This is a genomic window from Kitasatospora sp. NPDC058115 (genome assembly GCF_042884635.1).
In the GTDB taxonomy this organism is placed as follows: domain Bacteria; phylum Actinomycetota; class Actinomycetes; order Streptomycetales; family Streptomycetaceae; genus Kitasatospora.
The window spans coordinates 192947-217319 of record NZ_JBHVTL010000015.1; the positions used below are offsets into that span (position 1 = coordinate 192947).

The 24373-nt window shown below is 74.3% G+C and carries 17 protein-coding genes; 9 read left to right on the top strand and 8 right to left on the bottom strand.

The window, feature by feature from the left end:
* Positions 1 to 442: 442 nt before the first annotated feature.
* Both ACFVVL_RS18325 and ACFVVL_RS18330 read left to right on the top strand, forming a co-directional pair.
* Positions 443 to 2011 carry a hypothetical protein gene (locus ACFVVL_RS18325; protein ID WP_387676290.1) on the top strand — a complete coding sequence of 523 codons (1569 nt, stop codon included), beginning with the start codon at positions 443 to 445 and terminating at the stop codon, positions 2009 to 2011.
* 22 nt (positions 2012 to 2033) lie between these two features.
* A complete protein-coding gene (locus ACFVVL_RS18330) occupies positions 2034 to 2804 on the top strand; it encodes a hypothetical protein (protein WP_380295129.1) in 771 nt (256 codons plus the stop codon).
* Positions 2805 to 2906: 102 nt separating this feature from the next.
* Here the strand turns inward: ACFVVL_RS18330 and ACFVVL_RS18335 are convergent, their stop codons facing one another.
* The 4 genes from ACFVVL_RS18335 to ACFVVL_RS18350 form a co-directional block, all read right to left on the bottom strand.
* On the bottom strand, positions 2907 to 4094 hold the full coding sequence (locus ACFVVL_RS18335; RefSeq protein WP_380295128.1) for an acyl-CoA dehydrogenase family protein: 1188 nt from the start codon (positions 4092 to 4094) through the stop codon (positions 2907 to 2909).
* A gap of 122 nt (positions 4095 to 4216) precedes the next feature.
* Entirely contained in the window at positions 4217 to 5185 is a 969-nt protein-coding gene (locus tag ACFVVL_RS18340; protein ID WP_387676349.1) for a hydroxymethylglutaryl-CoA lyase, read from the bottom strand.
* A gap of 47 nt (positions 5186 to 5232) precedes the next feature.
* A complete protein-coding gene (locus tag ACFVVL_RS18345; protein ID WP_387676295.1) occupies positions 5233 to 7524 on the bottom strand; it encodes an acetyl/propionyl/methylcrotonyl-CoA carboxylase subunit alpha in 2292 nt (763 codons plus the stop codon).
* Positions 7525 to 7639: 115 nt separating this feature from the next.
* A complete protein-coding gene (locus ACFVVL_RS18350) occupies positions 7640 to 9328 on the bottom strand; it encodes a carboxyl transferase domain-containing protein (RefSeq protein ID WP_387676298.1) in 1689 nt (562 codons plus the stop codon).
* 134 nt (positions 9329 to 9462) lie between these two features.
* On the opposite strand from ACFVVL_RS18350, the gene ACFVVL_RS18355 reads away from it, so the two are divergent.
* Both ACFVVL_RS18355 and ACFVVL_RS18360 read left to right on the top strand, forming a co-directional pair.
* On the top strand, positions 9463 to 10152 hold the full coding sequence (locus tag ACFVVL_RS18355; RefSeq protein WP_387676301.1) for a TetR/AcrR family transcriptional regulator: 690 nt from the start codon (positions 9463 to 9465) through the stop codon (positions 10150 to 10152).
* A gap of 334 nt (positions 10153 to 10486) precedes the next feature.
* On the top strand, positions 10487 to 14620 hold the full coding sequence (locus ACFVVL_RS18360) for an ABC transporter ATP-binding protein (RefSeq protein WP_387676304.1): 4134 nt from the start codon (positions 10487 to 10489) through the stop codon (positions 14618 to 14620).
* Positions 14621 to 14773: 153 nt separating this feature from the next.
* Here ACFVVL_RS18360 and ACFVVL_RS18365 read toward each other — a convergent pair whose 3' ends face one another.
* Entirely contained in the window at positions 14774 to 15772 is a 999-nt protein-coding gene (locus tag ACFVVL_RS18365; RefSeq protein ID WP_387676307.1) for an ATP-grasp domain-containing protein, read from the bottom strand.
* Between the two features lie 244 nt (positions 15773 to 16016).
* Here ACFVVL_RS18365 and ACFVVL_RS18370 point away from each other — a divergent pair, with 244 nt between their 5' ends.
* A complete protein-coding gene (locus tag ACFVVL_RS18370; RefSeq protein WP_387676310.1) occupies positions 16017 to 16553 on the top strand; it encodes an NUDIX hydrolase in 537 nt (178 codons plus the stop codon).
* Here the strand turns inward: ACFVVL_RS18370 and ACFVVL_RS18375 are convergent.
* Together ACFVVL_RS18375 and ACFVVL_RS18380 are read right to left on the bottom strand one after the other, a co-directional pair.
* Complete coding sequence (locus tag ACFVVL_RS18375) at positions 16520 to 17644, bottom strand: hypothetical protein (protein WP_387676313.1); 1125 nt, start codon at positions 17642 to 17644, stop codon at positions 16520 to 16522. The two genes, ACFVVL_RS18370 and ACFVVL_RS18375, sit on opposite strands and share 34 nt — an antisense overlap.
* A 182-nt stretch (positions 17645 to 17826) precedes the next feature.
* Positions 17827 to 18933: an ABC transporter substrate-binding protein gene (locus tag ACFVVL_RS18380; protein ID WP_380295116.1), complete on the bottom strand. Its 1107-nt coding sequence runs from the start codon at positions 18931 to 18933 to the stop codon at positions 17827 to 17829.
* Between the two features lie 297 nt (positions 18934 to 19230).
* On the opposite strand from ACFVVL_RS18380, the gene ACFVVL_RS18385 reads away from it, so the two are divergent.
* The 4 genes from ACFVVL_RS18385 (at position 19231) to ACFVVL_RS18400 (ending at position 23965) form a co-directional block, all read left to right on the top strand.
* Positions 19231 to 20862 carry an APC family permease gene (locus ACFVVL_RS18385; RefSeq protein ID WP_380295115.1) on the top strand — a complete coding sequence of 544 codons (1632 nt, stop codon included), beginning with the start codon at positions 19231 to 19233 and terminating at the stop codon, positions 20860 to 20862.
* Between the two features lie 291 nt (positions 20863 to 21153).
* Positions 21154 to 22170, top strand: a complete 1017-nt coding sequence (trpS, locus tag ACFVVL_RS18390) for a tryptophan--tRNA ligase (RefSeq protein ID WP_387676352.1) — start codon at positions 21154 to 21156, stop codon at positions 22168 to 22170.
* A gap of 108 nt (positions 22171 to 22278) precedes the next feature.
* Complete coding sequence (locus ACFVVL_RS18395; RefSeq protein ID WP_387676318.1) at positions 22279 to 23235, top strand: LD-carboxypeptidase; 957 nt, start codon at positions 22279 to 22281, stop codon at positions 23233 to 23235.
* Between the two features lie 13 nt (positions 23236 to 23248).
* Complete coding sequence (locus ACFVVL_RS18400; RefSeq protein WP_380295111.1) at positions 23249 to 23965, top strand: nucleoside/nucleotide kinase family protein; 717 nt, start codon at positions 23249 to 23251, stop codon at positions 23963 to 23965.
* Positions 23966 to 24185: 220 nt separating this feature from the next.
* Here the strand turns inward: ACFVVL_RS18400 and ACFVVL_RS18405 are convergent.
* A partial coding sequence (locus ACFVVL_RS18405) for a hypothetical protein (protein ID WP_387676322.1) occupies positions 24186 to 24373 on the bottom strand: 188 nt, incomplete at its 5' end.

Consider the following 24373-nt stretch of genomic DNA (forward strand, 5'->3'; position numbering starts at 1 on the left):
GACACCGGCGCAGGGTGACGGTCGGTCGGCGACTTCGGCGGGATCGCGACTCCCGACCATGCGGGTCCGCGAGTCTGCGGGTCCGCGGGTCCGCGGGTCCGCCGGTCGGACGGGCGGGGTGGTGTGGGCCGAACGTGTCATCCATGCCGACGGCGCGCGGTGCCGCCCGCTCCGCCGTGGGGGTGCGGCAAAGAATGACAAGGTGATCGTTGGGCCAGCCTCGCCGCCGAGTCGTTCCCCACGCCGTCCCCCCTGCCGTCCGTTCCCCCGCGCCGCCGCCTCCCCCCTTCTTTCTCTTCTCCTCCTGCTTCTCCTCGCCCCGGCCCCGGCCGGTTCGGCCCACGCTCTCCGGGCGTCGGCACTCCGTCCGGCGGGCGGCGAGGCCCGGGGAGCGATCCGGCTGGAGGTCCGCACCAACGGCGCCACCGGTGTCGACGTCCGGGTGCGCGCCGACGAACAGCTGCTCCGCGTCTACCGGTTGACGAACCAGGCCGAGTATCCGCTCACCGTCTCGACCGTGACCGACGCCCAGGTCTCCGGGGCGGCGGTGGTCTGCGGGAACCAGCAGCCCTTCGCCCTCCCGCCGTTGGGCGTGGTCGAGTGCTCGGCCACCCTGCCGGCCCTCAGCGGACGGCAGCGGACCGCGGTCCGGGCCGAGGCGACCGCCCCGAAGGGCATGCCGGCGGCCGTCGCGACCGCGGAGGCCGGCTACCAGGGGCTGGTCGCCGGGATCACCCTGGCCCGTGTCGGTGTTCCCACGGGCACGGGTGTGGTGGTTCGCGCCGCCCGTTCCGCACCGCGCCGAATCCTGACCCTTGCTCAGGTTCGCTTTGGAGCCGCTCCCTTCCTGCCGATGGTGGTCGGTGGCGACGTCCGGCTGCGATACCGGGTCGACGCCGTCGGGGATTCGCCGATCAGTTCGGTCAGCGTGGTGGACCACCTCCCGGGGGTGGGGCCGGTCAGCTGTACCGGACAGGCCGCGGGCGGCCTGCTGGAACCGGGCCACCCGCTGGACTGCGCCGCCTCCGGGCAGGCCGTGCCCGGTCGGCACACCGCCCTGGCGAGGGCCGAAGGCCTGGCGGTCGACGGCGCGGTCGGCCAGGACGGCCGCCCGCTGCCGCCCCGCCCGGTCGCCGCCGACGCCCCCGGCGAGTACGAGGGCGAGGCCCCGGCTCCGGCTCCGGCCGGTGCGGGCACTGCGGCGGTCCCTCCGGCGGCGGCCGGCGCCGCCAACCCCGCCGCCGCTCCGCCGGGCGCCGCCGCGAACCCGGGTGCCAACGCGCCACCACCCAACCCGGCGGCCGCAGCCGCCGCCCCCAACGCCGTGGCGGCAGCGGCGGCTGCAGCAGCGGCTGCGGCTGCGGCTGCGGCCGCGGCAGCCGCAACGGCCGCTGCTGCAGCCGCCGCAGCAGCGGGATCCGCGGTGCCCTACCGCCCGGGCACCAGCATTTTCGGGCTGCCCGCCAGCCCGTTCCAGGCGGTGACGGCCGCAGGCGGGGGTGCTGCTGCTGCCGCTGCTGCCGCCGCCACTGCTGCCGCAGCGGCCGCCGCAGCAGCAGCGGCAGCGGCCGGAGGTGCCGCCGGGGCCGCAGCTGCTGCCGCCGCCGGAGCTGCCGGAGCCGCCGGGGCGGCCGGAGCTTCCGGAGCCGGGGGTGCGGCCGGGGCCGGTGCGGCGGGACCGGGAGCCGCCGCAGGCGGAGCGTCGGGCGGCGCTGGCGCAGGCGCGGGTGCCGGCTCCGGAGCCGGATCCGGCCCGGGCACCACGGGACCGGAGCAGCCGGGCCAGTCCAGCAGCCCGAGCCCCCAGGGGAACGAGGCCGCGGTTGCTCAGATCCCGGACGACACACCGTTCGACTGGGACGAGGACTGGGGCACCGACGAGGTTCTGATGCTGCTGCTGGCGATCCTGCTCCCCGTCCTTGTCGTGCTGGCCGCCGCCCTGTCGGTGCGGCAACGCCGGCGAGATGGTCCTGGAGGTGGTGGCGGTGGAGGTGGTGGCGTCGGTGAGTGAACCTCGGGGGAGTGGTCGGTAGATGTGGATCAATGTCGTGGCCGCGCTGGCCGGCGCAGCGCTCGCCCTGGCCATCGGTGCACTGGTCGGCCGGTCCCGCGGCTCCCGCGAGGGCGCGACCAACCCGTCCGCGATCGGCTTCGCGGGCGCGGCGGTGCTCGGTTTCTTCGCCCTCTTCACCGGATTCGCCATCGCCGGTGCGTGGCAGCAGCTCAACACTGCCCGCCAGCACACCTACGAGGAGTCCCGGGCGCTGACCGAGGTGTACTGGTCGGCACGGCTGCTGCCCGGTCCGGACCGTCCGGTGGTCCAGCAGCGCGTGCGCGCCTACACCCATCAGGTGATCACGGACGAGTGGGAGCAGATGGGCCATGGGCACGGCAGTGCCGAGGCCTGGGCGGCGGCCGACCGGATCCGGATCGCGGTGGACGCGGTACGGAGCCAGAACGCATCCGAACTCGCCGCCAAAGCCGATGTGCTGAGGAGTCTGACGGACGTCTTCGCGCGACGGAACGCCCGGCTGGCCGATATCCGCGCGCAGGTGCCGGCGCTGGTGCTGGGGGGTCTGGTGGTGGGATCGGTGTTCGTGCTGGCGACGCCGCCGCTGGTCGGGCTGACCGCCACCGGGCGCAACCTGGTGCTGATGGGGTTCGTGGGGGCCTCGGTGGCCTTCGCGGTCAGCCTGGTGTTCCAGCTCAGCGGCCCATTCGACGGCGCCGTCAAGGTCACGCCGACGGCGTTCGAACTCGCACTGACCCGGTACGACCAGATCGACTCGGGCGGTCCGGGGTGACTCCTTCCTGCTGGTACCGGCCCCGGTCCGGCGGTCCGGTTCTCCCCGGGTCCGCCGGCCCGGGCGGGCCGGCGGACGGGGCGGTGACGGCGTGCGGCCGCCTCAGGAGACGCCGAGCTCTCGCGCGATGAGCATCCGCTGGACCTCCGAGGTGCCTTCGCCGATTTCGAGGATCTTGCAGTCCCGCCAGAAGCGGGCGACGGGGAATTCGTTCATGAAGCCGTACCCACCGTGGATCTGGGTCGCCTCGCGGGCGTTGTCGACGGCGGCCTCCGACGAGTACAGCTTGGCGATCGCGGCCTCCTTCTTGAACGGTTCCGAGTGCAGCAGCCGGGACGCGGCGTCCCGCCAGGCGAGGCGGGCGGTGTGGGCGCGCATCTCCATGTCGGCGAGCTTGAACTGGATGGCCTGGTTGGCGCCGATCGGCCGGCCGAAGGCGCGGCGCGTACCGGCGTACGAGACGGACTGGTCGACGCATCCCTGGGCCAGGCCGGTGGCCAGGGCGGCGATCGCGATGCGGCCCTCGTCGAGGATCCGCAGGAACTGGGCGTAGCCGCGACCTCGCTCGCCCAGCAGGTTGGCCGCGGGGACGCGGCAGTCGGTAAAGGACAGTTCGCGGGTGTCGGATGCGTTCCACCCGACCTTCGAGTACTTCTTCGACACCTGGAACCCGGGGGTCCCGGTGGGCACGATGATGGAGGAGATTTCCCGCCGTGGCGAGGAGAATTCGCCCTCTTCACTCGAACGAGCGATCGGTTCGGTGAGCGCGGTGACGGTGACCAGGCCGGTGATGTCGGTGCCGGAGTTGGTGATGAAGCACTTGGTGCCGTTGATCACCCACTCGTCGGTCGCCTCGTCGTACCGCGCGGTGGTGCGGGTCGCCCCGGCGTCGGAGCCGCCCTCGGGCTCGGTCAGGCCGAACGCGCCGAGCAGTTCGCCCGAGGTCAGCCTGGGCAGCCACTCGCGCTTCTGCTCCTCCGTCCCGAAGCGGTAGACGGGCATCGCGCCGAGCGAGACCGCCGCCTCCAGGGTGATCGCGACCGAGGAGTCGACCCGGGCCAGCTCCTCCAGCGCCAGACAGAGCGCGAAGTAGTCGCCGCCCATGCCGCCGTACTCCTCCGGGAACGGCAGGCCGAACAGGCCCATCCGCCCCATCTCCCGCACGATCTCGTAGGGGAACTCGCCCTGCTCGTAGTACTCGCCGATCTTCGGCGCCACCACGTCCTGGGCGAATTCGGCCACGGTGCGCCGCAGTTCCTCGTGCTCGGTGTTCAACCGGTGGTCGAGCATGGTGATCCTCCTGGGGCCCCGCCGGGTGGGCGCGGGCGTGGTCGGGACGACCGCCGCCGTTGCTGGTGTGACGGGCGGGCGGTGTGATGAGCGGACGAGTATGAGGGGCCGGTCGGGACGGGTCAGTCCGGTGATCCGGCCGGGGTCGTGCCGAGCAGGGCCTGGACCGCGCGGGAGGGGCTCGGCCGTCCGAGCCGGCCGGCCATCCAGCCGCTGGTGGCGACCAGGGCACGCAGGTCGACGCCGGTCCGGATGCCGAGGCCGTGCAGCATCCACACCAGGTCCTCGGTGGCCAGGTTGCCGGTGGCGCTCTTGGCGTAGGGGCAGCCGCCCAGCCCGCCGGCCGAGGCGTCGACGGTGGTGACCCCGGAGCGCAGCGCCGCCAGCGTGTTGCTGAGCGCCTGGCCGTAGGTGTCGTGGAAGTGCACGGCGAGCCGGCCGGCCGGCACCCCCGCGGCGGCGAAGCCGTCGAGCAGCGCGGTGACCTGGCCGGGGGTGGCCACGCCGATGGTGTCGCCGAGGCTCAGCTCGGCGCAGCCCATCTCCAGCAGCCGCACGCCGTGGCGGACCACCTGGGCGACCGGGACCGGGCCCTCCCAGGGGTCGCCGAAGCACATCGACAGGTAGCCGCGGACGGGGACCCCGGCCCCCGTGGCCCGCTCCACCACGGGGCTGAACATCGCCATCGCCTCGTCCGCCGAGCGGTTGAGGTTGCGGCGGGCGAAGGTCTCGGTGGCGCTGGCGAACACCGCGACGTCGGTGACGTGGTGGGCCAGCGCCCGGTCCAGCCCGCGCTCGTTGGGCACCAGCACCGGCAGGCGCAGGCCCGGGTGACGGTCCGGCAGGTCGGCGAGCCGGGGCATCAGGTCCTCGGCGTCGGCCAGCTGGGGTACCCATTTCGGGTGAACGAAGCTGGTGGCCTCGACGGTGCGCAGACCGGCGGCCGCGAGCCGGGCGACGAACTCGGCCTTGACCTCGACGGGGACGAGCGTGCCCTCGTTCTGCAGGCCGTCGCGCGGGCCCACCTCGTGGATCCGCACCTCCTCGGGCAGCCCGGCGGCGCGGACCGGGTCCGGCAGGCCCAGGTCCAGGGCGTCCGGTTCGCGGTCGGGGCCGGCGCCCCCCGGCGCGGGGGCGGTCACGACCGCACCTGCGCGGGGGTCTCGGCGGGAGCGTCCGCCGGGGCTTCGGCGGGGGTCACCACGACCAGCAGCTCCTCCATCGCGACGGTGGCGCCGGCGGTGGCCCGCAGCTCGCTCACCGTGCCGTCGTGCGGGGCGGCGATCACGTGTTCCATCTTCATGGCCTCCAGGACGAGCAGGGGCTGGCCCTTGCGGACCGGCTCCCCGGCCGTGGTCTTCACGACCGTGACGGTGCCCGGCATCGGCGCGGTCAGCGCGCCGTGGTGGGCGGCGCCGGTGGCCGTGCTCTCGCCGACCGCGTCGTGGGTGTGCACCGGCCAGGCGTCGCCGTCGATGCCGAGCCAGGTCACCGGGCCGGCGGCGGGTGCGGCGGGGTCGCCGGCGGCGAGGGCGAAGCTCGTCCGCAGGCCGTCGACGGTCAGGTGGAGGCGGTCGCCGGAGCGGCCGGCCCGGGCCCGGTGGACCGGTCCGGCGTCGAGCCGGAGCTCGACCTCCAGGGCGCCGTCGGACGGATTGTCAGCGGCGTCCGTTACGTTGCCCGCAGTGATCGACCGGACGCTCACCGCCACCGGGTCCTGGCCGGGGGCGCGGAGTCGGTGGGTGGTCCAGGCCGGGTCGCCGCCCAGGCGCCAGCCGGAGGGAAGGGAGAACGGGTCGGTCCAGCCGTCGGCGTCGGCGGCCGGGGCGAGGTCCAGGTGCCGCGCGAGCGCGGCCGCGTAGTAGAGGAGGTGGGCGGGTGCCGGCGCCTCCGGCGGCAGGGAGCCGGGGGACACGTCGTCCGGTGCGGTTCCGGCGGCCGGGGAGTACGGCGAGGCGAGCAGCCCTGGCTGCTGCTGGGCCGTCTGCTCGACCAGGCCGGTGTCGAGCCGGCCGGCGGCGACGTCGGGGTGGGCGAGGAGCCGGCGCAGAAAGCCGGTGTTGGTGGTGACGCCGAGGATCCGGGTGTCGGCCAGCGCGGCGCGCAGGCGCCGCAGCGCGGTCGGCCGGTCGGGTCCGTAGGCGATGACCTTGGCGAGCATGGGGTCGTAGGAGCTGGTGATCACGGTCCCGGGGGCGACCCCGGAGTCCACCCGGATGCCTTCGCCCCGTGGTTCGTCGAGGAGCAGGATGCGTCCGCCGGTGGGCAGGAAGTCCCGTTCCGGGTCCTCGGCGCAGATCCGGGCCTCGATGGCGTGGCCCTGGAAGGAGATGTCGGACTGGGCGAAGGGGAGGGATTCACCGGCGGCGACCCGCAGCTGCCACTCGACCAGGTCCAGCCGCCGGGGCCGGCCGGCGGCGGGGCTCCGGTCGTCGGCTGCCCGGTTGGCGGATGCGGAGTCGGCCACCGCGACGGCGAGTTCGGTGACGGGGTGTTCCACCTGGAGACGGGTGTTCATCTCCATGAAGAAGAAGTCCCGCACGCCCTCGCCGGCGGCGGGGGAGTCCGGGCCGATGCCGGGGACGATGAACTCCACGGTGCCGGCACCGGTGTAGCCACAGGACTCGGCGGCGCGGACGGCCGCGGCGCCCATCGCCGCACGGGTCTCGGCATTGAGCAGGACGGAGGGAGCCTCTTCGATCAGCTTCTGGTGGCGGCGCTGCAGACTGCACTCGCGCTCGCCGAGGTGGACGGTGGTGCCGTGGGCGTCGGCCAGCACCTGGACCTCGATGTGGCGCGGCCGGTCGATCCAGCGCTCCAGCAGCAGGGTGTCGTCCCCGAAGGCGGTGCGGGCGACGCGCCGGGCCGCAGCGATCTCGGCCGGAAGTTCGGCCGGGTCGCGGACCAGCCGCATGCCCTTGCCGCCGCCGCCGGCGGACGGCTTGAGCAGCACGGGGTAGCCGATCTCCTCGGCGGCCGCGACGAGTTCCTCGTCGGTGGGCGCGGTGGCCCGGCTGCCCGGGACCACCGGTACGCCGGCGGCCCGCACGGCCTCCTTGGCGTTGATCTTGTCACCCATCAGCTCGACCGCGGCGGGAGGAGGTCCGATGAAGACGAGGCCGGCGTCGGCGCAGGCGCGGGCGAAGACGGCGTTCTCGGCGAGGAAGCCGTAGCCGGGGTGGACGGCCTGGGCGCCGGTGCGGCGGGCGGCGGCGAGGATCTGGTCGGTCCGCAGGTAGGTCTCGGCGGCGGAGCTGTCGCTGCGGCCGTCCGGGCCGAGCCGGACCGCGACGTCGGCCTCGCGGACGTGCGGCGCGTCGGCGTCGGCGTCGCTGAACACGGCGACCGAGCGCACGCCGAGCCGCCGCAGGGTGCGGATCACCCGGACGGCGATCTCGCCGCGGTTGGCGACCAGAACTGTGTCGAACATGGGAGGCGTTCCTCCGGGTCGAGGGGAGCCGTACGAAGGAGGTGGTGGTACCGGGCGCGTGCCGGGCACCGGGGAGGCGGCGGGGCGGGTGGGCCGCCGCCCGCAGGAGGGAGCGCTACATCCGGAAGACGCCGAACGGGGCGGGCGCCGGGAGCGGGGCGTTGGCGCAGGCGGTGAGCGCCAGGCCGAGCACGGTCCGGGTGTCCATCGGGTCGATCACACCGTCGTCCCAGAGCCGGGCGGTGGCGTAGTACGCGTTGCCCTGGCGCTCGTACTGCTCGCGCACGGGGCGCTTGAACTCCTCCTCCGCCTCGGTGGGCCACTGCTCGCCGTGCGCCTCCAGCTGGTCGCGGCGGACGGTCGCCAGTACCGACGCGGCCTGCTCGCCGCCCATCACGGAGATCTTGGCGTTCGGCCACATCCACAGGAAGCGGGGTGAGTAGGCCCGGCCGCACATCGAGTAGTTGCCGGCTCCGTACGAGCCGCCGATCACCACCGTCAGCTTCGGGACGCGGGTGCAGGCGACGGCGTTGACCATCTTGGCGCCGTGCTTGGCGATGCCGCCCGCCTCGTACTGCCGGCCCACCATGAACCCGGTGATGTTCTGCAGGAAGAGGAGGGGGATGCCCCGCTGGTCGCACAGCTCGATGAAGTGGGCGCCCTTGAGGGCGGACTCGGCGAACAGCACGCCGTTGTTGGCGACGATGCCGACCGGGTGGCCCTGGATCCGGGCGAAGCCGGTCACCAGGGTCGCGCCGTACTCGGCCTTGAACTCGGCGAACCGGCTGCCGTCGACCAGCCGGGCGATCACCTCGCGCACGTCGTAGGGCGTGCGCGGGTCGACCGGGACGGCCCCGTACAGACCGGCCGGGTCGACGGCGGGCTGCTCGGCCGCGGTGAGCGGCCACGGGCGGGCCGCGCGCGGGCCCAGCCCGGAGACGATGGTGCGGACGATGGACAGGGCGTGGGCGTCGTCCTCGGCCAGGTGGTCCGTGACGCCGGAGGTCCGCGCGTGCAGGTCGCCGCCGCCGAGCTCCTCGGCCGTCACCACCTCGCCGGTCGCCGCCTTCACCAGCGGCGGACCGCCGAGGAAGATGGTGCCCTGGTTGCGGACGATGACGGCCTGGTCGCTCATCGCCGGGACGTAGGCGCCGCCGGCCGTGCAGGAGCCGAGCACGGCGGCGATCTGCGGGATGCCCGCGGCCGAGAGGCGGGCCTGGTTGTAGAAGATCCGGCCGAAGTGGTCGCGGTCCGGGAAGACCTCGTCCTGCATCGGGAGGAAGGCGCCGCCGGAGTCGACCAGGTAGACGCAGGGGAGCCGGTTCTCCAGCGCGACCTCCTGGGCGCGCAGGTGCTTCTTGACCGTCATCGGGTAGTAGGTGCCGCCCTTGACGGTGGCGTCGTTGGCGACCACGACCACCTCGCGCCCGGCGACCCGCCCGATGCCGGCGATCACCCCGGCCGCCGGGGCGGCGCCGTCGTACATCCCGTCGGCCGCCAGCGGGGCCAGTTCGAGGAAGGGGGAGGCTGGGTCGAGCAGGGTGTCCACCCGGTCACGGGGGAGCAGCTTGCCGCGCGCGGTGTGGCGGGCGCGGGCCTTGGCGCCGCCGCCGAGCGCGGCCGAGCCGAGCTTCTCGCGCAGTTCCGCGACCAGCGCCCGGTGCGCGGCGGTGTTCGTCCGGTACGCCTCGGAACCGGGGTCGACGGCCGTGCCGAGCCGGGGCGCCGGGGCGGCGGCGCCCGGGGTGCCGGCCGCCGCGCTGCCATTGATGCCGGTGGGTGCGCCGGCGGTGGAGATGACCATCCCAAGAGCTCCCTTGCCCTCGGCGGCAGGTGGGCCGGCGGGGCTGGTGAGCCCGCGACCCCCACACGTTAATGAACGTTAACTTCCGTCGCCCAGGTTAACGACCGATAACCCCACTGTCTACGATGGGCCGCATGCCGAACGTCCCACCCGCCTCCGGGCTCCCGCGCCGCGACCAGATCCGCAAGGAGGCCGCCCGGTTGTTCGCGGCCCGGGGCTTCCTGGGCGTCGGCGTGGACGAGATCGGCAAGGCCGTGGGGATCAGCGGCCCGGGGCTCTACCGGCACTTCGCCGGCAAGGACGCCATGCTCGCCGACCTCCTGATCGGCATCAGCGAGCGGCTGCTGGAGGAGGGCCGCCGCCGGGCGGGCGGCAACGAGGGGCCGGCCGCCGCGCTGGACGCGCTGATCGGCGGCCACGTCGACTTCGCGCTGGACGACCGCGACCTGATCACCCTGCACGACCGGGAACTGCTCAACCTCCGCGAGGAGGACCGCCGGACGGTCCGCCGCCTCCAGCGCGCCTACGTCGAGCTCTGGGTCGACGTGGTCCGCCAGGCCTATCCGCCGCTTGCGGCCGCGTCCGCCGAGCCGGTCGCCCGGGCGGCCGTGCACGCCGTCTTCGGGCTGATCAACTCCACCCCGCACAGCCACGGGCCGAACCCCGCCCAGGGCGACGAACGGGCCGGGCTCGCGCGTGACGCGATGGCCGCGCTGCTGCACAACCTCACGCACGGGGCCTTCTCGGCGGCCGCCGACGCTGCGGCCGCCGACGCCACGGCCGCCGACGCCGAGCGGGCCGCCGCCGGGGCCGCCCGCGCCTGAGCGCGGATCCCGTCGGGCCGCGTTGCGCCGTCCGGGGGACGGCCCGCCCGCCGGTGTGCGCCGGTGCCCCGGCCGGTCCGCCCCGCCCCACCCCGCCGGGCCCCGTACGCTCGGGCCGGCGGCCTAGGACCAAGGGCGGTCGGCGCCCTGCGCCGGTGGGCGGTGGCCCGCCCCGGGCCGGTCGGCGACCCTGGTAGCGGGCGCGCCGGTCCGGTCCGCCGGGAATCACCGCAGGTTGCGGGCTGTTGCCCCCTCCGTCGGGCCGGGATCCCCGGCTCGCCCTGGCCTGAAACTCCATGGCGGCCACCCGACGGAATGGTTAGCATCCCTAAATATGCCTGAGACTCACGGATCTACGGTGGAGCTTTCGCCGAGCGGCACCCGAGCCGGCACCCGAGCCAGCACCCCGGGCGGCCCCGGGGACGGGCACGTCCGACCGGACGCGGCCCCGGACCCCACGACCACCGCCGGCGACGGCACCGGAACCAGTACCGGCCCCGGCCCCGGCTCCGGAACCGGACCCGCCACCGGCGGCGAGGACGACGCCGGCCACGGCCGGGGCTGGCTCCGGCGGCTGCTCGGCTACTGCTGGCGCTCCCGGCGCAGCGTGCTGCTGGCCTTCGGCGCCTCGCTCCTCGGCATGGCCGTCACCGCCCTGGTGCCCCTGGTCACCAAGGTGATCATCGACGACGTCATCACCGCGCACACCCGCCCGCTCGCCCCGTGGGCCGTGGTCCTGCTGCTCGCGGCCGCCGTCGTCTTCGGCTGCACCCAGGTCCGCCGCTACTACGGCGGCCGGCTCGCCGTCGACGTCCAGCACGACCTGCGCGCCGACCTCTTCCGTTCGCTCGGCAGGCTCGACGGCCACCGCCAGGACCGCCTGGACACCGGCCAGGTCGTCGGCCGCGCGACCTCCGACCTCCAGCTGGTCAACGGGCTGCTCTCGATGCTGCCCATGATGACCGGCTACCTGATCATGTTCGCCGTGTCGCTCGGCGTGATGATCTGGCTCTCGCCGCCGCTCACCCTGGTCGCCCTGGTCATGGCCCCGGCACTGTGGTGGGTCTCCTCGCTCAGCCGCAAGCGGCTCTTCCCCGCCACCTGGGCCGCCCAGCAGGAGGCCGCGGCCGTCGCGGGCGTGGTCGACGAGGCGATCGGCGGCGTGCGGGTGGTCAAGGGCTTCGGCCAGGAGGCCCAGGAGCTCGACAAGCTGGAGGCGGCCTCGGGCCACCTCTACGCGGCCCGGCTCCGCTCGATCCGGCTCAACAGCCGCTACAACCCCGCCATGCAGGCGATCCCCGCACTCGCCCAGGTGGCGGTGCTGGCCTTCGGCGGCTGGCTCGCGGTCGACGGCCGGGTCTCGCTCGGCACCTTCGTCGCCTTCTCCACCTACGTGGCGCAGATGACCGGCCCGGTCCGGATGCTGACCATGGTCATCACGGTCGGCCAGCAGGCCCGGGCCGGGGTCGAGCGCGTGCTCCAGCTGATCGACGAACGCCCGCTGGTCCGGGAGCGCCCGGACGCCGTCACCCTCGACCTCGCCCTCCCGCCCGCCCCCGACCGCGCCGGGGAGGGGACCCCCCACGCCGCCCGCGAGGCCGACGCCGCCGGAACCCCGTCCGCGGCCGCGCCGGCGCCGGGCCCGCGCGTGGCCGGCCCGCTCACCACCGAGGTGGCGCTGGAGTTCGACCAGGTCGGCTTCCGCTACGACCCCGAGCACCCGGCGCCCGTCCTGCACGGCCTCAGCCTCCGCCTCGCCCCCGGTGAGACCCTGGCCCTGGTCGGCGCGTCCGGCTCGGGGAAGTCCACCGTCGCGCAGCTGGTGCCCCGGTTCTACGACCCGGCCTCCGGCGCCGTCCGCCTCTACGGCCACGACCTGCGCGACCTGACCCTCGACTCGGTCCGGGCCGCCGTCGGCATCGTGCCCGAGGAGAGCTTCCTCTTCTCCGAGACGGTCCGCACCAACATCGCCTACGGGCGCCCGGACGCCACCGACGAGCAGGTCGTCGCCGCCGCCCGCGCCGCCCAGGCCGACGAGTTCGTCCGGGCGCTGCCCGACGGCTACGAGACCAAGGTCGGCGAGCAGGGCCTCACCCTCTCCGGCGGCCAGCGCCAGCGCATCGCCCTGGCCCGGGCGATCCTCACCGACCCCCGCGTCCTGCTCCTCGACGACGCCACCTCCGCGGTCGACCCGCAGATCGAGGCGGAGATCCACGACGCGCTGCGCTCGGTCATGGCCGGCCGCACCACGCTGCTGATCGCCCACCGCCGCTCCACCCTCCAGCTGGCCGACCGGATCGCCGTCCTCGACCGCGGCCGGCTGCTGGACCTCGGCACGCACGAGGAACTGGAGGCCCGATGTCCCCAGTACCGGGCCCTGATCACCGACCCCGAGGCCGGCCGCACCCCCGCCGCGCAGAAGCCCGCCGACCCGGCCCACCCGGCCGACCTCGCGGACCCGAAGCACCCGGTGAGCCCGACGACGACCACCACGGCGACCACGCCGGAGACGGCCCCCGACCCCGCCGCCACCCCCGCGCCGCCCGCACCCCCCGCGATGCCCACCCCGGCCCTGGCCAAGGCGGCCCGCACCGCCGCCCCCGGCCTGCTCACCCAGGTCGCCGCCCTCCCGCCGGCCACCGACACCCCGGCGGTCCCCCGCGCCGACGCCGAGCGCGGCGACCCCGACTTCAGCCTCCGCCGCCTGCTGCGCCCCTTCCGCGCACCGCTCGCCCTCGCCCTGCTGCTGGTCGCCCTGGACGCGGGCGCCGCCCTGGTCCTGCCGATCCTGATCCGGCACGGCATCGACGACGGCGTCAGCAAGGGCGTCATGACCGGCGTCACCGTCGCCTCGCTCGCCGCCCTGGCGGTCGTCCTGCTGGACTGGCTGGTGCAGAGCGCCGAGAACCGGGTCAGCGGCCGCACCGGCGAACGGGTGCTCTACACGCTCCGGCTCAAGATCTTCGCCCACCTCAACCGGCTCGGCCTCGACTACTACGAGCGCGAGCTGTCCGGCCGGATCATGACCCGGATGACCACCGACCTGGACTCGCTCACCTCGTTCCTCCAGACCGGCGTGGTCACGGCCGTGGTCAGCCTGCTGACCTTCCTCGGCATCCTGGCGGCCCTGCTGGTCATCGACGCCGGACTCGCCCTCGCGGTCTTCGCGGTGCTGCCGCTGCTGGTGGTGGCGACCCTGGTGTTCCGCCGGAAGTCCAAGACCCAGTACGAGATCTCCCGGGACCTCATCAGCACGGTCAACGCCGACCTCCAGGAGAACGTGGCCGGCATGCGGATCGTCCAGGCGTTCCGCCGGCTGGACACCAACACGGACCGCTTCGTCGCCCGCGGCATCGCCTACCGGGACGCCCGCGTCCGGGCGCAGCTCTACATCTCGTTGTACTTCCCGTTCGTGCAGTTCCTCTCCAGCGTGGCCGCCGCCCTGGTGCTGATCGTCGGCGCGTCGCGGGTGGACGCCGGGACGCTCACCGTCGGCGCGCTGGTGGCCTACCTGCTCTACATCGACCTGTTCTTCGCACCGGTCAACCAGCTCTCCCAGGTGTTCGACGGCTACCAGCAGGCGGCCGTGGGCCTGGGCCGGATCCGCGAGCTGCTGCGCACCCCGACCAGCACCGCGCAGGCCGCCGACCCGGTGCCCGTCCCGGCCGGACTGCGCGGCGAGATCGAGTTCGACCGGGTCGGCTTCGCCTACAACGGCGGCGCGGACGGCGCCCCGGACGTCCTCACCGACATCAGCCTGCGGATCCCCGCCGGGCAGACGGTGGCGCTGGTCGGCGAGACGGGTGCCGGGAAGTCGACCCTGGTCAAGCTGGTCGCCCGGTTCTACGACGCGACGGCCGGCACCGTGCGGGTCGACGGCGTGGACCTGACCCGCTACGACCTCGCGCAGTACCGTCACCGGCTCGGCGTGGTGCCGCAGGAGGCCTACCTGTTCGCCGGAACGGTCCGCGAGGCGATCGCCTACGGCAGGCCCGGTGCCTCGGCGGCCGAGGTGGAGGCGGCGGCCCGGGCGGTCGGCGCACACGACATGATCGTCCGGCTGTCCGGCGGCTACGACCACGAGGTCACGGGCCGGGGACGGAACCTGTCGGCGGGCCAGCGCCAGCTGATCGCGCTGGCCCGGGCGGAGCTGGTCGATCCGGACGTCCTGCTGCTGGACGAGGCCACCGCGGCGCTCGACCTGGCCACCGAGGCGGCGGTCAACCACGCCGCGGACCGGCTGAGCGGCGGGCGCACCACGTTGGTCATCGCCCACCGGCTGACCACCGCCGAGCGCGCCGACCGGGTCGTGGTGCTGGACCACGGCCGGGTGGTCGAGGACGGCACGCACACCGAACTGCTCGCCCGGGGCGGGGTCTACACCCGGCTCTGGCAGGCGTTCGTGGCGGAGGGCCACGGCGGGAGCGAGGCCGCGCCCGCCCCGGCCGCGGACGTGATCGTCGGATAGCCGCACCGAACGGCGGCGGGAACCCGAAGCGGTCCCGCCGCCCCGGTCACGCCGTCCGGTCCGCGGCCCTCCGCATCACGCTGCCCCGCACCACGCCGCCCCGCATCACGCCGCCGCCCCGCACCACACCGCCCCGCACCACACCGCCCCGCATCACGCCGCGAGCAGGGCGATCAGCAGCCCCGAGGGATCGATTCCCCGGGGCAGCTCGCTCACCTGCCCGTCCCCGACCTCGACCACCCGCCAGCCCGAGCCGTCGGCCCGCTCGGCGAGGTCGGTGGTGACGAACCGGCAGCCCAGCGCGCGCACCAGCGGCCGGACCACGGACAGGTCGGGAGCGGCGGGGCAGCCGGGCAGGTCCGGGTGCGGCCCGACCAGCACCGGCTCGCCGTCCAGCCACCACACCCGGGCCTCCACCGCCCGCCGCCGCCCGTCGGCCGCGTGCCGGGACGCGCCCCGGCCGGCGGCCCGGTCCGTGTCGGGCCCCCCGCCGGGGGCATCGTCGGAGCCGTTGCCGGGCGGGGCGGTGCGGGTGTCCCACCCCACCCGGGTGAACTCCTCGAACCGCCGCAGCACCACACCTCCCGCCAGGTGTTCGGCCTGCAGTTCCACGAACCGCGCGACCACCCGTTCGACGGCGGGCAGATCCGCCAGCTCGGGGATGAAGCAGGCCTCGTCCCACTCGTGCTTGCGGGACTTCACGTAGTCCTTGACGATCGCCGGCCCCCGCCCGCCGAGCCGGGCGACGGCCGGGGCCAGCCGGGCCGCCCCGAAGGGCTCGGTCCCCGCCGCCGGCAGCCAGACGCTCTGCGGCGTGGCCCCCTCGAACACCTCGTACCAGCCCGGAAGTTCGTGCGCCGAGGCGTACCCGGGCGGGCTGGTCAGCAGGTGCCCGCCGCGCTCCGCCAGGGCGGCGGCGAACTCCGCGTAGCGGTGGGAGGGGAGCATCCACCCCCGGTACCAGAACGGCCCGCGCCCCGCCGGCACGCCGCGGACGGCCGGGTGGGCGTCCCCGGCGAGCAGCGCGTCGTGGTCGACCAGGTGGTGCTCGCCGCCCAGGTCGCGCAGTAGCCTGGCCTCCCAGGCGAACTGCGGGTCGACCCGGCGCGGGTCCAGCGGGTGGGAGGGGAGGAGGAAGGCGGGAGCGGGCATGGGCGTCAGGGTAAGGCCACCGGCGGACCGGCGGGCCGTCAAAACCCCGACGTCACAGGCCTCGACCCGCTCGGACGCGTCGGTCCGGCAATCCGTCGGACAGCCGGTTCCACCGGGCCCGCCGCCCGCGCCCGGGCCGCCCGCGGAATCCGCCCACCGGAATGCCGCCCGCCGAATCCGCCCGCCGAATCCGCCCGCCGGACTCCGCTCGACGGCCGGAGCCGCCCGCTGCGAGAGTGACCCGATGCGAAACCTGTGGCGCAACGCGCGAAGGACCCCGCGGCAGGCGGCCCGCACGGTCGTCCTGGACGAGTCGGGCTCCGTCTTCCTCCTGCGCTCGGACAACAGCGAGGTCGGCGTGCACTGGACCATGCCGGGCGGTGGCATCGAGCCCGGCGAGACGCCGTGGACGGGGGCGCGTCGCGAGCTCTGGGAGGAGACCGGCTGGTCCGACCTCGAACCCGGTCCGCTGCTCTGCACCTGGGAGCACGACTTCACCTGGCACGGCACCCCTGTCCGCCAGCATGAGCACATCTACCTCACCAGCGGCCCGCACCGGGGCCCGGTCGGCGACGTCAGCGCGATGCACGCCGCCGACAAGATCCTCGACTGGCGCTGGTGGACCCCGGAGGACCTCGCCGACACGAACGCGGACGCCCTCTGGCCGCCCCGGCTGCCCGAACTGCTGGCCGCCGTCCGACCGGGCTGGCTCGGCGACGGCCGCGCACCCGAGCCCGTCGACCTCGGCTACATCCCGAACGTCCGGCCCGCCCGCTCCTGACCGCCCGTCCCCGACCGCCCGGCCCCGGCCGGTTCCTGGACCGCCCGCCGACCGCCGCGCCGCCCGGGCGCACCGGCCCGCCAGTCCCGCGGCTCCAGTTCCCGGTCGTGCAGCGCGTCGGGGTTGATCACGACGGAGAGCCGCGCTCCGGCCAGCCGCTCGTAGGCGAGGCCGGTGGCGTTCAGCAGGTGCTCGGTCGGCACCGACACGGCGATCGCGGGCCGCCAGGCGGGCAGGACCACCAGACAGGTCCCCCGGCCGAGCCGGACGAGTTCGGCGGTGGCCCGGACGGCGGGCCGCTCCGCGCAACGCCCGTTCGGTCCGGCCGGCCCGGGGCCTCCCGCGGCCTCCGGCAGCTGCGGGGTACCGCCGATCAGGACGCCCAGCGGTGCCTCGGCACCCGTCGCCCGCGCGTCCGGTGCGCTCCGGTCGCCGCCGCCGGTGCGCGGCCCCGGGACGGACGGCACGTCCGCCGGGGGCACCGGGCCGGCGTCCACGGCGGACGGCCGGGGGGCTCCGGCCGCCTGCGGGTGCATCCGGCGCAGCCGGCGCGACGGCGCCGGGCGCCGGGTGACGACGGTGCGCAGTTCCTCCTGGGCCGCCCGCAGCACGGGGACGCTCCGGTCCCGGGCGGGCGGCGGCTGTTGGAGCCGCACGAAGCCCTCGACCCCGCCGTCTCGTCCCCCCGCACGCTCCGGCCCGGCCCCGAGGCCGGTACCGGGCCCGGTACCGCCGTCCGGCCCGCCGCCCGAACCGCCCTCCCCCGACGTCTCCGCCCCGCCGGACCGCCGGGCGGCACTGCCGCGCGGCCGTGGCACGGACCCGCCGGTCAGGACGCCGGTGGTGCCGGCCGTCCGGCCGTCGGCCCCCGCCGCCGCGATGGAGCAGAGGGAGGCGCCGCCCGCCGGTCCGGCGGGTGAGGCACCGCCGGCGGCTCCCGCGTCCCCCGCGTCCCCCGCGTCCCTCCTGCTCTCCGCGTCCCCCGCGGACCCGTCCGGGAGCGGGGGCACGGGGAACACCGGGGGCGCCGGCGGCGCGGACGGTGCGGCCGACGCGGGCCGGTCGGCGGCGGTCTGGTCGAGCGTGGTCATTGGCACGGGCCCTTCGGGGTTCGGTGCCGTCGATCCTCCCGTACCGGGCGATCTGCTCCAAGCGCCTTTCCGCCCCGTGTGCCGCATGCCACCCTTCCGCCCCGTTCGTCCCATCCGTCCGGCCCGCCCCACGTCCTGACGCCCCATCGGTCCGGCCCGGCCGTCCCCCCCCGGAGCGCCGGTCAGGCGCCGGGCGCCACGAAGCCCTTCAGGTCGGACAGGACGACGTTGGCCGCGGCCACGCCGAGGCCGAGGAACCAGGTCTCGTCCGGGACCGGCCGGGCCTGCCCGGACTTGACCGCGCCGAGCGTCTTCCACAGCGCCCCGCCGAGCACGGCGTCCTGGTTGGTGGAGCTGGGGGTGCCGTAGACGCCGTAGAACACCCAGTCGGCGTCCGCCTTGTCGATCTGCTCGGGGCTGATCTCCACCGCGAGCTCCTTGACCTGCATGATCTTGGGCTGCGGCAGCTGGGTGTCGGTGAGGATGGTGCCGATGAAGGACAGCTCCGCGTAGAGCCGGGTCTTGCCGGGCATGAAGCGCAGCGGCGTGATGGTCGGCCGCTTGTCGCCGAGCTTGGCGCCGATCGCCGCGGCCGCCGCCTGGTAGGCGTCGAGCTGGGCCTTGGCCTCCGCCTCCAGGCCGAACGGGCTCGCGTTGAGCACGAAGTTCTGCTTCCACGGGTAACCGGGGCGCAGCGAGAACACGGTCGGCGCGATCTTGGAGAGCTGCGCGTACTGGTCCTGGGCGCGCAGCTGGCTGCCGAGGATCAGGTCGGGCTTGAGCGCGGCGATGGCCTCCAGGTTGAGGCTGTTGATGGTGCCGACGTTGGCGGGGTCGCCGGCCTTGTCCTTGAGGTAGGACGGCATGGTCTTGGAGCCGTCGGTGTGGACGACGCCGACCGGCTGGATGCCGAGCGAGACGACGTTGTCGAGCTCGCCGGTGTCGAGGACCACGACCCGGACCGGCTTGGCGGGGATGACGGTCTCGCCCATCGCGTGCTTGATCGTCCGGGGGTAGACGCCGGGCGCGGCGTCGGTGCCGAAGGCCTTCATCTTCTCGATCACGGCGGCGTAGTCGTCGCCGCCCTGCTTAACCGACTTCTGGTCCGGGGTGGAACCGCCGGAGGGCTTGGCGGTCGCGCCGCCGGAACCGCCGCTGCCGGAGTCGCCCGAGCTGCCGCAGGCGGTGAGCAGCCCGCCGAGGCCGAGCACGGCTCCGCCGGTGAGGGCCGTGGTGAGCAGCGTGCGGCGGGTGGGGCGGGCGGTCGGACGGCCGGGGGTGGGGGACACGCGGCACTCCTTCACGGGCGGTGCGTCGGGGTTAGGTGAGGCAAACCTATCCGACGGCGCCGCCGGGCTTCCCGTCGCATCGCCCGAGGGGGTCCGGCCGAGCTCCGAAATATCCCAAACTGTGACATACCACAGCAAATCAATTCGGTAACGACCCTTAGAAATAAAGGTACACGCCTTAACAACCCATGCATCGTCGGGCAACTGCTGATCACGCTCAGGCAAATCGAAGGGAGTGGCTCAGATCACCCACGGTTGGACTACTCAACCTTCGCCGCCCGCACCTAGGGTGCGCTGGTGTTTGATCAGCAGCTCTCAGAGCACGGAAGCAGCGGCCGGGCAACGGCGCCCGCCGCTCCGCAGGGTGCCCCGGTCAGTGGCGCCAGTGGTGGAGTCCCCGGCGCTGCGCCGGAGGCGGCGGGGGCGACGGGGGCAGCGGGGGACAAGGGCCTACGGGGCAACTCCGTCGGCCTGCTGAGCAGCGTGGTCCTGGGCGTCTCCACGGTCGCCCCGGTCTACTGCCTGACCGCGACGCTGGGTCCGACCGTCACCGCCGTCGGCGTCCAGATGCCCGCGGTCTTCCTGGCCGGCTTCCTGCCGATGCTGCTCGTCGCGTTCGCGTACAAGGAGCTCAACAAGGACTTCCCGGACTGCGGCACGTCCTTCACCTGGACGGTCAAGGCCTTCGGCCCCCGCGTCGGCTGGATGGCCGGCTGGGGCCTGACGGTCGCCACGATCATCGTGCTGTCCAACCTCGCCGGGGTGGCCACCGACTTCCTGTACCTGATGCTCGGCGAGATGACCGGCAGCAGTGCCATCGGCGACCTCAACGACAACAAGGCCGTGCACCTGGCCACCGTCGTCGTGCTGATCGCCGCCGCCACCGCGATGAGCTACCGCGGCATGACGGCCACCAAGTGGTTCCAGTACAGCCTGGTCGGCCTCCAGCTCGCCGTCCTGCTGCTGTTCTCCGGCATCGCCATCGCCAAGGCCGCCGCCGGCGACCTGCCCGACTCGATCGGCTTCTCCGCCTCCTGGCTCAACCCGCTCGAAGTGAGCTCGTTCAGCGCGTTCACCGCCGGCCTGTCCCTGTCGATCTTCATGTACTGGGGCTGGGACACCTGCCTCACCATGAACGAGGAGACCAGCGGCAGTGCCAAGACCCCGGGCCGCGCCGCGATGATCTCGATGGTCACCCTGGTCGGCTCCTACCTGCTGGTCGCGATCGCCGCCCAGATGTTCGCCGGCGTCGGCACCGCCGGCACCGGCCTCGGCAACCCCGACACCGCCGACAACGTCTTCGCCGCCCTGGCCCGCCCGGTGCTCGGCTCCCCGTGGAGCATCCTGCTCTTCGTGGCCGTCGTCGCCAGCGCCGCCGCCAGCCTGCAGACCACCTTCATCCCGGTCGCCCGCACCCTGCTCGCGATGAGCGCCTACCGGGCCGTGCCGCCGCGCTTCGGCACCGTCCACCCGCGCCACCGCACCCCCGGCTTCGCCACCGTCGCCGCGGGCATCGCCACCGCCGCCTTCTACGTCGGCATGAGCGTGATCAGCGAGAACGTCGTCCAGGACACCATCCTGGCGCTCGGCCTGATGATCTGCTTCTACTACGCGCTGACCGCCTTCGCCTGCGTCTGGTACTTCCGCCGCTCGCTGCGCGACAGCCTGCGCGACCTCGCCGTCAAGGGCATCGCCCCGCTGCTCGGCGGCGTCCTGCTCAGCGGCGTCTTCCTGCAGACCCTCACCGACGCCTGGGACCCGGAGTACGGCAGCGGCGCCGTCTTCGGCATCGGCTCGGTGTTCGTCATCGGCGTCGGCATCCTGCTGCTCGGCGCGGTCCTCATGGTCGTGTACGGGGTCTACCGGCCCGCGTTCTTCCGCGGCGAGACGCTCCGCAAGGACACGCCCGCCCTCGTCGTCGAGGACTGACGGCACCGGGGAGCCGAGCGGGCCCGCACGGGCACCCGCTATCCTCGAACCCATGAAGCGCTTCGCAGGTCTCAGCTGGTGGCCGTCCTAGGACGGCCACCAGCCACGCCTGACCAGGGCCGTCCGGGATGGACGGCCCTGCTGCGTTTCTCCGACGGGACGGGCCCCGAGCCCCGGACGGCCGCCACCACCGCCGTACCGAGGAGAAACCCCGTGACCACCACCACCGTCGCCGACCGCACCGAGCCCGGCGACCGCACCGAGCCCGCCGACCTCGTCGGATTCGACGCCCTGGACGAGACCGTCCGCCGCGACCCGGGCGCCCACCGGGTCCTCACCGGTGACCGCCCCACCGGCCCGCTCCACCTCGGCCACTACTTCGGCAGCCTCCGCAACCGCGTCCGCCTCCAGCGCCTGGGCGTCGAGATGTTCCTGGTCATCCCCGACTACCAGGTCATCACCGACCGGGACGTCGCCGACCGCCTCGCCGAGCACACCGAGAACCTCGTCCTGGACTACCTCGCCACCGGCATCGACGCCGACCGCGCCACGATCTTCACCCACAGCGCCGTCCCCGCCCTCAACCAGCTGCTGCTGCCCTTCCTCAGCCTGGTCAGCGTCGCCGAGCTCCACCGCAACCCCACCGTCAAGGACGAGATCGCCCACTCCAGCCAGTCCGCCGTCAACGGACTGATGCTCACCTACCCCGTCCACCAGGCCGCCGACATCCTCTTCTGCAAGGCCGACCTCGTCCCCGTCGGCAAGGACCAGCTGCCCCACCTGGAGGTCACCCGCACGGTCGCCCGCCGGTTCAACGAGCGCTACCCGCACCCCGACGGCAGCACCGTCTTCCCCCGCCCCCGCGCCCTGCTCGACGCCGCCCCGCTGCTGCTCGGCACCGACGGCGGCAAGATGAGCAAGAGCCGCGGCAACTCCATCCCGCTCGGCGCCGACGAGGACACCACCGCGCGGCTCCTCAAGGGCGCGAAGACCGACACCGACCGCCGCATCACCTACGACCCCGCGACCCGCCCCGAGGTCTCCAACCTGGTCCTGCTCGCCGCCCTCTGCCAGGACCGCGCCCCCGAGGAGGTCGCCGAGGAGATCGGCGACGGCGGCGCGGCCGCGCTCAAGCGAACGGTCACCGAGGCCGTCAACGAGCACTTCCGCCCGATCCGCGCCCGCCGCGCCGAACTCGCCGCCGACCGCGGCCACCTCCGCGACGTCCTGCGCGCCGGGAACGAACGCGCCAACGCGATCGCCGACACCACCCTCGCCGAAGTGCGCGAGGTCATGGGATCGCTGTGAACGCGTCAGGGGCATAACCTCTCGGGGCCGGTCCCGCACCGGCCCCGAGACCCACCCCCCACCCGCGACCACGTCGCACCCGCGACCGCGCCCGGAAGGAACCCGGCCATGGACCACCACCCGACCACCCCCGGCCGAGGACTGACCCGCCCGCCGCACCTCCGCCCCGGGGACCACGTCGCCGTGGTCGCCACCAGCGGCCCCGTCGACCCCCGGCGACTCGCCGCCGGCACCGCCCTCCTGCGCTCCTGGGACCTGGGCGTCACCGTCGCCCCGCACGTCCTCGACACCCACCCCGTCCTCGGCCACCTCGCCGGCACCGACGCCGACCGTGCCGCCGACCTCCAGGCCGCCTGGCTCGACCCCACCGTCGACGCCGTCATGTGCGCCCGCGGCGGCTACGGCGTCCACCGCATGGTCGACCTCCTCGACTGGGACGCCCTGCGCGCCGTCCCGCCCAAGGTCCTGATCGGCTTCAGCGACGTCACCTCCCTGCACGAGGCCTTCGCCCGGCGCCTCGGCCTCGCCACCCTCTACGGACCGATGAGCGCCACCGCCACCTTCATCGAGGACGGCCCCACCGCCGAACACCTGCGCCGCACCCTCTTCGACCCCGCCGCCACGACGGTCCTCACCTCGGCCACCGCCACCGCCCTCGTCCCCGGGCGGGCCCGCGGCGTCACCGCCGGCGGCTGCACCCACGTCCTCGCCGCCGAACGCGGCACCCCCGCCGCCCGCCCCTCCTACGCCGGCTGCATCCTGGTCCTGGAGGACGTCAACGAGCACCCCTACCAGCTCGACCGGATCCTCACCCAGCTGCTGCGCTCCGGCGCGTTCGACGGCGTCACCGGCATCGCCCTCGGATCCTGGGAGGGCTGTGGCCCGCCCGACCGGGTCCGGGACGTCATGCTCGACCGCCTCGGCCCGCTCGACATACCGGTCGTCTGGGAACTGGGCTTCGGCCACTGTCCCTCCACCCTGACCGTCCCGCTCGGCGTCCCCGCCCTGCTCGACGCGGACGCCGGCACCCTCACCCTGGACCTTCCCGCCCTCGCCGGACGCTGAGTAGGGTGCGGCCATGAACGCGGACCCCTCCACGGGGACACCCACCGTGGCCGACCTCGACGCGGACAGCCTCACGGCCCTCGCCCTCCGCCTGCTGCACGGCCCCGGCAGCAACGCCCGCACCGTCCTCGGACTCGCCGGGCCGCCCGGTGCCGGCAAGTCCACCCTGGCCCGGTACCTCGTCGCCGAGGTCGAACGCCACGAGGGCCCGGGCAGCGCCGCCTACCTCCCCCTGGACGGCTTCCACCTCTCCGCCGCCCAGCTCGGCCGCCTCGGCCTCGGCCACCGCAAGGGCGCACCCGCCACCTTCGACGCCGACGGCTACATCGCCCTGCTCCACCGGGTCACCACCGACCGCTTCCGGGACATCTACGCCCCCGACTTCGACCGCGAGCTCGACGAACCGGTGGCAGCCCGGCACGTCGTCCACCCGCACACCCGCCTCGTCGTCACCGAGGGCAACTACCTGGCCGCCGCCGACCACCCCTGGCCCGAGGCCCGCCGCCTGCTGCGCGAGCTCTGGTACGTCGAGACGGACGACGCCGTCCGCGAGACCCGCCTGCTGGACCGCCACCGCGCCGGCGGCCGCGACGAGGCCGCCGCCCGGCACTGGGTCACCGGCAACGACCACCCCAACGGCGAGTACGTGAAGGCCGGCCGCGCGGACTGCACCCGCATCGTCCGAGTAGGCCGTTTGCCTTCGCCTCCGAATGGGCGTAGTGTTCTCTAGTCGCTCGGCAGGGAGCACCGGACACGCATCGGCGCGGACGGTCCCGGAGCGGCCAATCCTCTGAAACACCACCTCTTCCCGGTTCGGGCCGAGGCGTGTCGTTATTTGTTTCGACGCGTTCCGGCTCAGGGTTTATTTGGCGTGTGCATTTATGGGGATTGCGGCCGGATTCGCTTTTCGGGGCGGGGATCGGCTAGAGTTTGAAACGTCGGACGGGGCGTCAAGCCGCAGAAGACATCAGCGAGTTGGATGAAGGAAGCGCCGGGAACGGCACGGAAAACATCTGATAAGCTGGAGACACGAAAGAACGAAACGCCCGGAGGGCCGGTGTGAAAGCCGCCTGATGGAAGCGTCCGTTCCTTGAGAACTCAACAGCGTGCCAAAAGTCAACGCCAGATATGTTGACAT